We start from the raw sequence: 12,464 nt of genomic DNA, 5'->3' as shown, positions 1-12,464 counted from the left end.
AGTTTCAGTATAGTTAACAGAAAGGGTAGTATCACAGTTATCAGTAGCGGTTACAGTTGCCGGAGCAGGAATGGCATCACATTCTACAGTAATATCAGCAGGGACACCAACCAATTCAGGAGCTGTGTTGTCTACAACAGTAATAGTTTGCGTTTCGGTAGTTGTATTACCACCATTATCAGTTATGCTCCATTGACGTACAATAGTTCCAACACCATCAACAACGGAATTAGAAGTTTCACTGTAGTTAACAGAAAGAGTAGTATCACAATTATCAGTAGCGGTTACAGTTGCCGGAGCAGGAATGGCATCACACTCTACAGTAATATCAGCAGGGACACCAACCAATTCAGGAGCTGTGCCATCAACCACAGTAATAGTTTGAGTTTGGGTAGTTGTATTGCCACCATTATCGGTTATGCTCCATTGGCGTACGATAGTTCCAACACCATCAACAACGGTATTGGAAATTTCAGTATAGTTAACAGAAAGGGTAGTATCACAGTTATCAGTAGCGGTTACAGTAGGAAGTGCTGGAATAGCATCACATTCAACAGTAGTATCAGCAGGGACACCAACCAATTCAGGAGCTGTGCCATCAACAACATTAATAGTTTGCGTTTCGGTAGTTGTATTGCCAGCATTATCGGTTATGCTCCATTGACGTACGATTGTTCCAACGCCATCAACAACGGTATTGGAAGTTTCAGTAAAGTCAACAGAAAGAGTAGTATCACAGTTATCAGTAGCGGTTACAGTAGGAAGTGCTGGAATAGCATCACACTCTACAGTAATATCAGCTGGAACACCAATCAATGCAGGAGCTGTGGAATCAACAACGCTAATCGTTTGAGTTTCGGTAGTTGTATTGCCACCATTATCAGTTATGCTCCATTGACGAACGATGGTTCCAACGCCATCAACAACGGTATTGGAAATTTCAGTAAAGTCAACAGAAAGAGTAGTATCACAGTTATCAGTAGCGGTTACAGTAGGAAGTGCTGGAATAGCATCACATTCAACAGTAGTATCAGCAGGGACACCAATAAGTATAGGCGCTACAGAATCAACCACCGTTACAGTAAAACTACAAGTTCCAAGTATATTGTCATCAGCATCACGTTCTTCATATATAACTTCGGTTTCACCTAAGGGAAACAGATTGCCAGATCCAAAACCTGAAACCAGAACCATACTACCACCTAAGATATCTGTAGTTGGTACTGTATAATTTACAATTGCATCACATGAGTCCGGGTCTGTATCGATTGAAAAGTCACTAGGACAATTTGAAATACCCAGATTAAGACTATTTTTTAATAAATGGTTTTCAAAATCAGTTTGAGTTTCAGAAGGGGGAATATCTTTATTTTCCGACTTTTTATTTACCGACGACTTTAAATCATTTAAAATATCTGAACTAAAAAAACTAACGAATTGACTACGAATAGCTTTATATCCTTCAGTTTTAGTGGCGATTGTTTCTGTTATACCCCTGAATATGTATGTTGAAAAGAATAATTGACTTGTTCCAAAGAACACAATAATGATCAGCGTAATTTTTTTCATTAGCTTGGGGCTATTAAATTTTAATCGGGAGCTAATATATAACTATTTTGTTAAAATATCCATGAAATACAAAAAAAATCGATAAAGTGTAATAAGTGTGTTTGTTTTGATCAAATTTTTATCATCACGGTATGATTATTTTACTTTTTGAACCAATGTTGGTATTTATCTGGCAAAGTAATGGTCCATCGGGTAAATTGATGCCTTCAAGATTGAATGTGGCACTGTCTTGAACTTTTTGGGAAAATATTTTTTTGCCGGACATATCAAATAATGAAATCTGACTGATATAAACTAAGGTCGGGCTATCACTCATTTGAATTAATTTATTGTTTCTATGATATTCAAAGTTTAAATTTTGAATATCAACTTCTGCAACCGAAAGCGCTTGTGGATAACTATTTGCTGAAAAGGTAATATAAAACCTATTAATATAATTTCCAGGACTAAAATCTCCTGTAAAATCTATCTGATTTAGAAGCGTATGCTCATCAACGAGTGCATCATATAAATAGACTTGAACATCAAAATCAAAATTTTCAAGTGAGTGCAATCCAATTGAAATGTTGCCCTCATCACTTAAAAACATACCTAAAGGATAACTTTTCGTATCGGCGAAGCTTCCAACACCTTGAATTACGAAGCGCTCATCGTTAATCATCCAGTTAAGGTCATTCGGAAAATTATCGGGATTTCGGGCATCGTAGCCCCAATCGAAATCGTCAGTGGCCGCATCATTGGGCGTAAATCCCAGAAGCAGTTGCCTTATGGCGTTATCCGGACTTGTAAAACTAATCCGAACGCGTTGTATTTGATTGCTTTGGCTAAAGATTAAATTGTGAGAAGCGCAAAACATTAGGGTAAGAACAAGACATAGGAATCTTGTAGATTTTAATAGTGTAGGTTTGAACATGGGGCCTGGTTTTTTTAGTATTTCTACTACATTAACACAGGCGAATGTAAAAATTAATCTGAATTATATCTATAAAATGCATAAAAAATCGATGAAATGCACAATAAAGCTACTTTATTAATGCATTTCATCGAAATATATTGGTCAATATGTATAACTAGTAACTTATAATGACCTTTTTACTATGCGTATTATTTTCAGTTTCAATATATACTACATAGGTGCCTTCTGAAACTTCTTTTACAGGAATTCTATAGGTGGCATTTTCTGCATAGAATGTTTCGAGTTGGTTCCATTCCTGAACTGATTGTCCTAATAAATTAACGAGTTTAACCTTTGTAACTATTTCATTAGGGATTCTAATATAGATATCTTCAGATTTTTTGAGATAGTTGACTGTTAATTCAGAAGATTCTAAATCTTCTATATCTAGAGTAGAGTCATCCCGGAAGGCTACAAAGAATCTGTCGTTATAGGTACCGGTATCCAAAGTCATAACAAAATTATTGTCATTAATAAGGAAATAATTACCCAACAGCGCGTCGTAGATATAGACATTAGGGTTAGTACCAAAATTTTCAAATTCTGTTATGCTAATTTCGAAAGTACCACTTTTAGAAAGGTTGATACTTAACGGATACATTTTTGAATTATCGAATTGTCCAACACCTTGTATCACATATCTTTCTCCTTCAATTAAAAAGGCCATATCATTAGCGTAATTGTCATTTGCTCTGGCGTCATAACCGTAATCAAATCCGTCGGTAGCTTCATTATTTGGAGTAAAGCCCAAAAGCAAAGGCCTGTTAAATCCATCGTTGTGTGAATTAAACAAGAATCGAATTCTTTTTATTTCTTCGTCGTTGTTTTCCTCTTCTGCAACATTACTGCTTCTAAAAAATACGGAGGTGTTGCCATCTTCTTTTTCATACACCCTTTGGCTGTTTTTGAATCTTACGTTATTAGGATTAGTTCCTAAACCAGAAGACTCCACAAAAAATCCTTGACCCACCGGAATATATTGACCAGGCGTTTTTGTAGATTCACCTGCGCCACTAATGAAATCTGGAATAACCGTTGGTAAACCTCCTGTTAAATTAAGTACGCCATATCCACCTTCATACAATGATAAAATATGAGTAATATTTGATTTATAGTGTTCCCAAAAATAAAGTGTACCTGTGATACTTTCTGTAGATCCAGAATTTCCACCTTGTATATTATCTCTTATAAACTCGAATGCATCAATAGCTGAAGGATAGGGGTTACCAACCAAAGACTGATTACCATGGGTTATCAAATTTGAAATATCTCCGTTATTAGGTTTACCAACAAACACATAGTTTTGGGTGTCGGCTATAGGATTGCCAACCCCACTGCCTTTCATGGTAAATCCTAAACCGGCATTCAATGTGCCCGTTGTACCAAGTGGTCTCCAAGCTGCATACGTATTAATGGCGTAATTTTCGTAAGCATATAACCAACGACTGCTTAAAGTTATTGGATTAGTACTTCCTGTGGCATCGTAGCTGGTGGTCCAGCCAATAGGTCCTGGATTTGCAGAATCGGTACCGTCACGTAAAATAGACTCAATACTAAAGGCTGTATTATTAGTGCTGGTATTGATGGCGCCCACAGGTGAACCCCAATAATTATAGTTAAATAAATTGGTGGTTCCTTGTTGATCGCGCTCTATAAACCCACTGCTGGCTACATCCAGAACGCTTTCATTAAACTGATTAATATCATAACGTTTCTGAATTAGTTGAGATTCGCCTACCAAATCTATTTTCCCATTTAATCTTAAATAATGAGTTACCAATAGCATTTGGCCGTCATTGGTTTCGTCCATTGCTGTACCGGGGTCTGCCATAGTAAGTGTGCCAGAATTCACTAACAGTCCTAATACTTTAATATCTTTATTGTCTGAACTAATGTTATTGTCTGTTCTCACAATATTCCAATCTATTGGCTGACCATTAACGCCATTGCTGTTAGGATAACTCCATACGGTATCTCCATATAACCAAGGTGTAGTGATAGTTCTGTCCATCCAATCTCCATCTCTTACTGATATATAAGGAAGCGGTGCTGAATTTGGTTGTGGCGAATTGATATTTCTTAATTTTCCGTTTACACCAATACCACCGTATGGATATAAATAACCGCAGCCTAAATCATCCATTCTATAGTAGCCTAAAAGATCACCCCAGGCTAAGACGTTATCTTCGGTTCCATCAAGGTTATTGTCCGGGCCATAGATTTTCATATTGAGCTCAGTGCCTACTACATCGCCTCCAGCGCCATCAATTTCTTGGTTCATCATTTGTCTGATATGCTCAACCGATAGTGCTTTATTCCAGATTCTAAATTCATCCATCCAGCCTCTAAAATAATGTGTTGGCTGGCCATTTCTGTCCATAGCGCCTAAAATACTGCGATTATTATTGGCTAATGGCGCGGTTCCGGATTCAGATTCAACCAGAATACCATCAATATACAAATTATAGTTACTACTATCAAATGTTACGGCTACATGATACCATCTGTCGTCATTGATATTAAAAGGAGATACGATAGAGCCACCACTATTCCAATTAAATGATATTCTTCTGTTTCTCAATCTTAAATCGTAGCCGTTTATTAAATTATCAGCATTGCGTTTTGAGAATAAAGTCTGAATATTATTGTTATTCAATCCAGATTTCACCCACAATTCAATACTAAAAGCACTATTTAAATCGTAGTTGTTATTAAATGTTACATGGTCGTTTATTCCGTCAAAATTAACATTATCACAAGATGTTAAATTGATTGTTATCGTGTCTTCACAATTACCAACGCTCCAACTCAATATATATTCACCAGACTCACCGGTAAAGGTTGCTCTAGGGTCTTCTTCAGGATTGGCTGTATAGACAGGGTTGTTAGAAATAAATTGCCCTGTACCGCAAGTGCTGGTTGGGCCGCTTACTATGCTCCAGGTTCCACCGATGCCGGTTCCCGGTTGGTTAGCAAAGGGAACTGCTGGGTCGTAAGTAGGATAAGCGCCATTTAAAAAATTCTGTTCGGAATTTAGGGTGTTATCGTAGGCGTTTAAAGTTACTGTATTATTTCCACAATCCGTTTGTGGAATAGTTTGATCTACACCTGCATAGGCGTAATTTGCTTGTATTTCAACCCAAACAGTACCGTCGTCGCCCTGGCTTCTACATCCATTTACCAAAGAGGTCACACCATAAATATGGGTTCCCGGAGTAGGCGGTGTAATAATTGTTGTATTGGAAGTTGAAACAACTTCACCTGCTTCATTGGTCCATTCTACTCCGTTATCTGCTTCATTCACTTCAAATTGAATATTATCAACGGCCCAGGAACTTGTTGGTTGCGTTCCTTCGTAAGTAAATCGAATTCTTAAATTACCCTGACCTAAATAGCTTTCAAGTGAATTGCCATTAATATCTTCGGTAAATACAAAGTGATTAAGTCCAAAATTATCATGGTTGCCCGAAGAGGCCGGGCCAAAAATATCTTGTAAAGTGACCGTGTAGTTTTCACCTCCATCTAGTGATAATTCGATACGAATGCGATCACCGGCCAACAAATTCCAAGCTTGATCCATTTGAAACTCAAAGACAGTTAGTCCGAAGGTATTGAATATGGGTGTTTCTAACACAAAACCATCTGCATCTGCCGGGCCGTTAACAATACCAAATTTTCTATCACCGTTGGTTGCACCTGAATCATATCTTATACCTCCAAATGTTTGAGGGTTTGACCCCGACCAGTTATTACTCGCTTTAGTATTATTGGCATTAGCAGTCCAACCACCAGGATTACCGTCTACCAGCCATCCATCCGGGTCTTGCGTATTTAATTGTCCTGTACTAAACTCACCACCACCATCTTCTAATCCAAGACCGGTTCCCAATCCACTTTGAGCGGTAATAGTTACTTCTTCATTAAGGCAGATTTCTGTAGCACTCACTACTACTGGATCTGGTTTAACATCGGGTGGAATAACATTAAGAATCACTCTTGAAGAATATTCAACACCACAATTTCCACTTTCTACTTCTGCTCTAAATACAGTTGTTTCTGTAATATCAATAAAAGGAATTGAAGTGAGGTCATTTGTATTTGCAATATCTATCCAAGTAATTCCTCCATCGGTTGAGAATTGCCATGTATTTACAGTTCCTGTGGCACCAGATAAATTAATAGTGCCATCGCCTAAATGGCAAACGGTTAGTACTGATCTTGAATCTGAAACCGTTTCACTGTCTAAATAACCAAGTGCTGAACCACCAACGGTGACATCACTTATAGTAACTGAAGTGGTAACTGGTGTTATAGGGCAGGCAGAAGCCGGCATGGTATAAGTGACAGTATAAGTTCCCGCTGTGCTTGAACTAGGGGTAATTTCACCTGTTGTGGCATTAATCGCTAATCCTGCGGGTGCACTAAAAGTGCCACCAAGATAGTTGTTGGCTCCGGTTAAATTTGGAGCGGTTATTCCTGCAAATGACTTACAATATTCATTATTATCATAACTCAATGTAGCCGAAGGCTGTAATGTTACATTTAATGACGCCGTGTTAGATATAACATCAGGACAAGTTGCCCCTGTACCTGTAATTACAACATCATAGTTACCAATATCAGCAGGACTAATGTTGCTTAGACTTAAAGTTGCACTATTAGCTCCAGATATATTAACCCCATTTTTACGCCATTGATATTGCGCGATAGAGCCTGAAGCAGCCACTGTAAAGGTTGCCGTACTGCCTTCGCATAAATCTAAATCGTCAGGCTGATTGGTGATTGTTACTAACTGATTAACATTTAAGGTTACAGTATTTGAAACCAATACATCACATGAGCTGTAACCTGTAATTTCTGCGTAGTAACTACCGGAATCAGAAATGGTGGCCGGTTGAAAATTTAACACGTTGCTTGTTGCACCTGCCACAGGTACGCCGTTTTTGTACCATTGGAAGGTTAAATCGTCACCAATAGCCACGACACTTAAGCTGGTATCTGTATTATTACAAACACCAACATTAGATGGTTGCGTTGTTATGGTTATAGCTTCTTTAATGGTAATTTGTCCTGAAACAGATGCTTGACCACAACCACCACCGGTAGTTGTAACAGTATAATTAAAGGTCCCTATTTGCGTTGAAGTACCTGTAATTGTGAATTCGCCGGCATTATACTGTGAAGTGAGTCCTGCGGGTAAACCGGTAACAGTTGCTCCTGTACCGCCGCCACCAATCAAATAAACAATATCATCAATACTTGAACTTGAACAAATGATTTGGTCTTTATTGTCAGGAGTATTTAATGTGGCACCGGGGTTAACTGTGATGGTTCCGGTGGCATCTGCAGGAAGACAAATACCGTTTGTTGTTACTGTATAGTCATAGGTTCCCGCTTGTGTTGGTGTTCCGGAAATCGTAAAAATGCCATTATTAAAAGTTCCGGAAACACCTGGTGGGAGATCGGTAACTGTTGCATTGGTTGCACCACCACCAATATTGTAAACGATATTGGTGATACTTTCATTATCGCAAACAGATTGGATGTTATTGGCCGGTGAACTGATTGTGTCATCCGTATTAACAGTAATGGTACCTGTGGCGGTAGCGGAGTCGCAAGAACCGGTAGTTGTAACGGTATAGTTAAAAACACCGTTTTCAGTTGGCGTACCACTGATAGTGAGTGTGGTGGCATCAAAACTTAACCCATTGGGTAGTCCTGTAATAGTTGCACCGTTTGCGCCACCTCCTATAGTATATACAACATCTGAAATAGAAGTGTTAACACATACTGTTTGGTTGTTGGCGTCTGTGGTACTGATAGTATCATCGGGTGTTACAATAATGGTTGCCGAATCACTAAGGGCCTGAGAACAGCTGGTATTGTTTTGATGTGCAACACTTATTAGTTGATAAGTAGTGTTAGCTGTCAAGTTAGCTGTTGTGATTGTAGTTGTACCTGAGCCCCCAACATTAACAGTTTGAGTGGCTCCTCCATTAATAGTATAAGCTACAGTTGTGTTTGGTGTTGCAGTTATTTCTAAGGTAGAGGTATCACCGGTACAGATTGGAGAATCAATAATTGCAATACTTGCTGTTGGATCTGGTAAGATATATATGACCATTTCGTCACTGATACTTCCACTACATTGACCTCTTGTAGTTGCAGTGAGAGTTAGAGTAATCGATTCGCCCGTAAAATTGCTTGGTATATTATATGTTCCATTTAAAAAACCATTAAGTGAGTTTCCTTGAAATGCAAAACTACCAACATTTGGATTTGCCGTCCAAGTAAGATTATTTCTATTGTTTATTCCAATTACCGAGGCATTTAAATTAATTGACGTAGTATTTTCACATACAAAAAGATCATCACCTGCATCCACTTGAACATTCACGCCTATGTTTACATCTAAGGTGTTTGTTATTGAACCGCATGGATTAGACCTTGTTACCTGGATGGAATTCCCGTTTGGTAAAGGATTGGTATAATTTACAGTGATTTCATTGGTGCCTTGTCCTGAAACAAGTATAACACCAGTACTAGGTACTGTCCATACATAGTTTAGTACATTTGAATCGTTAGGTACTGAATAAGTCACATTATTTACAGGAGGACAAATAATACCAGGATTAGATATTTCTACCGCTATTGGGGCATTTAAAAATACTTGATGGCTAATACCATTACTCGTTGCCGTAGCACTACTGGTACATACTTCACTCGTAGTCATAATAACAGTAACTGTCTGACCATCGGTTAAAGAGGATGTTGCAAAAGTGGCGCTATTTCCACCAATATTGCTTCCATCAATTTGCCATTGATAACTTGGACTGGCACCTCCGTTAACCGGAGTTGCGGTGAAAGTGACTTGATCACCGGCGCAAATATTACCATCGGTATCACTTGAGGTTATGCTTACTGAGGGTGTTAAAATAGGATTTACAGTTATTACTACATTATCAATATTATAACAACCTGTAACATTTTCACTGCGCACATAGTAAGTTGATGTAGATGCAGGACTTACTAAGGCATTTATGGGGTTAGTACCAGAAGCGGCATCGGTTGCGTTGTTATAATATGTAAGATTGGTGCCTGTTGCATTTGATCCCAAATCATAGGAATCTCCTGCACAGATATCCTGATTTGGTCCTGCATTTACAGCAGGTAAAGGATCAATTGTAACATTAATACTTCCCGTTGCGAAACATCCGGCAGGTAATTGCGTACGCACCCAATAGGTAGTTGGATTTAACGGACTAACCACAGATGAGCCAAGAGCGTTGTTGCCACTATTGGCATCAGATTCATTTAAATAATAAGTTAAAGTACCACCGTCAGGATTAGTTACGGCCGTTGATAAATCAAAACTTGATTGATTTTCTGCACATACCGATCCGGAAGTTGTACTAATGGAAGGAGCCGGATTAACAACCATGGTAAAGCTGTTGGTACTTGGAGCAGGTACCGGATTAGCGCATGGCACTTGCGAAGTAACTAACAAGCTAACAATTTGACCATTAATAAGAGTACTGGTACTAAATGTTGCATTCGTTGCTCCGGTAACATTTGCCCCGTCAATTTGCCATTGGAATTGAGGGCTTGCACCGCCGTTAATAATGGCATTTGGATTTACCGAAAATGTTACCAATTCACCGTCGCATATAGATGTGGCCGATGCAGTAATATTAAAAGAAACATCTCTGGCATCATTTACAGTAACAGTCAACGGATTACTGGTAATGGTTCTTACACAGGAATTATAGGTACTGGTCATCTCAACGGTGATAGCATCTCCGTTGGCCAATTCATTAGAGGTGGTATAGGTAATACCTGTCTCCCCTGACACAGCTGTACCATTAACATACCATTGATAGGTAGCATTAGAGCCTTCATTAAAAGGTAGTGCTGTAAATGTTACGGTTGCCTGCTCACAAAATGTGGTTTCTGTGGCATCAATAGATATATCGGCATTTTCACTACCGTCGGTAACTGTTACTGTTGCAGTACATGTTGCAACATTATTATTAACATCGGTTACCGTAAGGGTAACGGTATTATCACCAACATCAGCACAAGTAAAAGTACTTATGTCTAAATCTATTGTATTAATACCACAGTTATCTGATGAACCATTGTCAATATCTGCCGCAGTAATCGTCGCAATTCCGGTAGCATCCAGTTGAATGGTAAAATCTCTACAAACGGCATTTGGTAATTCGTTGTCGGTAACAATAATTCTTTGCTCACAAGAATCACTAATATTATTTGCTTCGTCGGTGGCTGTCCATGTAATAATTGTTTCGCCTACAGGGAAAGGCGCATTTAAGGCTGCATTGTCACTACGCGTTCCGTTATATGTGAAGGTTGTTGAGCAGTTGTCTGTTGCAGTTGGATTGGATATAGTAATGCTTGCTGAGCACTCACCGTTATCGGCTGTTTCAGTAATATCGGCAGGACATGTTATTACCGGGGCCTCATTATCTTCAATGGTAATGGTATGCGTCACCTGAACATTGTTACAGCCATCACTAACATTATAGATTCTATTTATGATTAATGGGTTACCAAGGGTGCCATTACCACCGTTATCAGATTCTGAAGTAAATGTTACTGTTGGAGTTGAACAAGAATCTGTTGCACTTACAATTGATGTGTCTGGCGCAGGTAAATCGCTCAAGCAATCAATAGATAAAGGCGCAGGATCACTGGTGTCAGGAGCCGTATTGTCTTCTATTAGGAAGTTGGCAGATTCTGTGGCGACGTTATTTCCGCAGGCATCAGTAGCTGTGAATATAACAGTAACCAATCCTGTTGATCCACAATAACTAATAAAGTTATTAGCATCGTAGTCGTTAGTCCAAGTAACGCCAGAACAAGTATCGCTTGCAACGGCACCACCGTTGGTGTTCAACCAATTGTTGAGATCGTTTATATTACCACTACCATCACATTCAAATACTACATCTATTGGTTGTTGGGTAATTTGAGGCGCTGTAGAATCTTCAATAATAAAAGCAGCAATTGATTGCACTTCATTGCCGCATTCGTCTGCTGCTGTAAATGTTACTTCTATTTCTCTTGTACTTCCACAAGCGTTAACAAAATTATTAACATCAAAGTTATTGGTCCAGTTAATGGTTCCACAGCCATCGCTGGCAGTAGCACCACCATTATTGGCTAACCATGCATTTAGTTCGCTGATATTTCCTGCGCCATCGCACTCTGCAAAATAATCACTGGCACTTCCCGTTAACTGAGGATTTGTATCCAGAACTGTAATGATTTGAGTGTATACTGACGAGACATTTCCCGAATCATCAGTAACCGTCCAGGTATTGGTATAGGTCCCGTTTTGCGGACAGGTAGCATCGGTAGATACAAATGCACCGCCTACTTTAACAATGTTAGACAAATCGGTATCGCAGTTATCGGTTGCTACCGGAAAGAGCGCTTGTGCATTTGCCAAGGCTGTTGCATCGTCGCAGTTGACTGTTCTATTGAGGTTGTTTGGACTATTGGTCCAGGTTGGTCTTTCATCATCTGTTACAGTCACGTTTTGAGTGCAAGTACTTGTATTGCCGGCCGCGTCTTCAACGGTCCAAGTTACAACGGTAAGACCGATAGGAAATGTAGCCGGGGCGTCATTAGTAATTGTTAAAGCATTATTAGGGGTACAATTATCTGAAACCGTTGGATTACCTAAGTTAACAGTTGTCGTGCAATTACCTGTGCCATCATCTGAGGTTTGAGCGGTTATATCTCCTGGGCAGGTAATGGTTGGAGGAGTTATATCATCAACAATCACTATTTGTGTTTGTGTTGATGTATTCCCGTTACCATCATTGTAAGTCCAAGTGATGGTGTAGGTTCCCTGTACGCTATAAGTTAACGGATTAGTAGTCGTTGCAGTGATCGTTCCTTCGCAGTTATCAGT

3 protein-coding genes are annotated in these 12,464 nt (G+C 39.1%); all 3 read right to left on the bottom strand.

Annotated features, from left to right (window positions below):
* The coding region (locus FJ651_RS15350) for an HYR-like domain-containing protein (protein ID WP_140991676.1) at positions 1 to 1,569 on the bottom strand (1,569 nt) is incomplete at its 3' end.
* 124 nt (positions 1,570 to 1,693) lie between these two features.
* A complete protein-coding gene (locus tag FJ651_RS15345) occupies positions 1,694 to 2,482 on the bottom strand; it encodes a T9SS type A sorting domain-containing protein (protein ID WP_140991674.1) in 789 nt (262 codons plus the stop codon).
* Between the two features lie 157 nt (positions 2,483 to 2,639).
* The gene (locus FJ651_RS15340; protein WP_216746170.1) at positions 2,640 to 12,335 is read right to left on the bottom strand and encodes a LamG-like jellyroll fold domain-containing protein; all 9,696 of its coding nucleotides are present in this window, start codon (positions 12,333 to 12,335) and stop codon (positions 2,640 to 2,642) included.
* Positions 12,336 to 12,464 lie beyond the last annotated feature (129 nt).

The organism is Paucihalobacter ruber, assembly GCF_006494535.1.
Lineage (GTDB): Bacteria > Bacteroidota > Bacteroidia > Flavobacteriales > Flavobacteriaceae > Paucihalobacter > Paucihalobacter ruber.
This window is presented reverse-complemented; position numbering and strand designations above follow the sequence as displayed.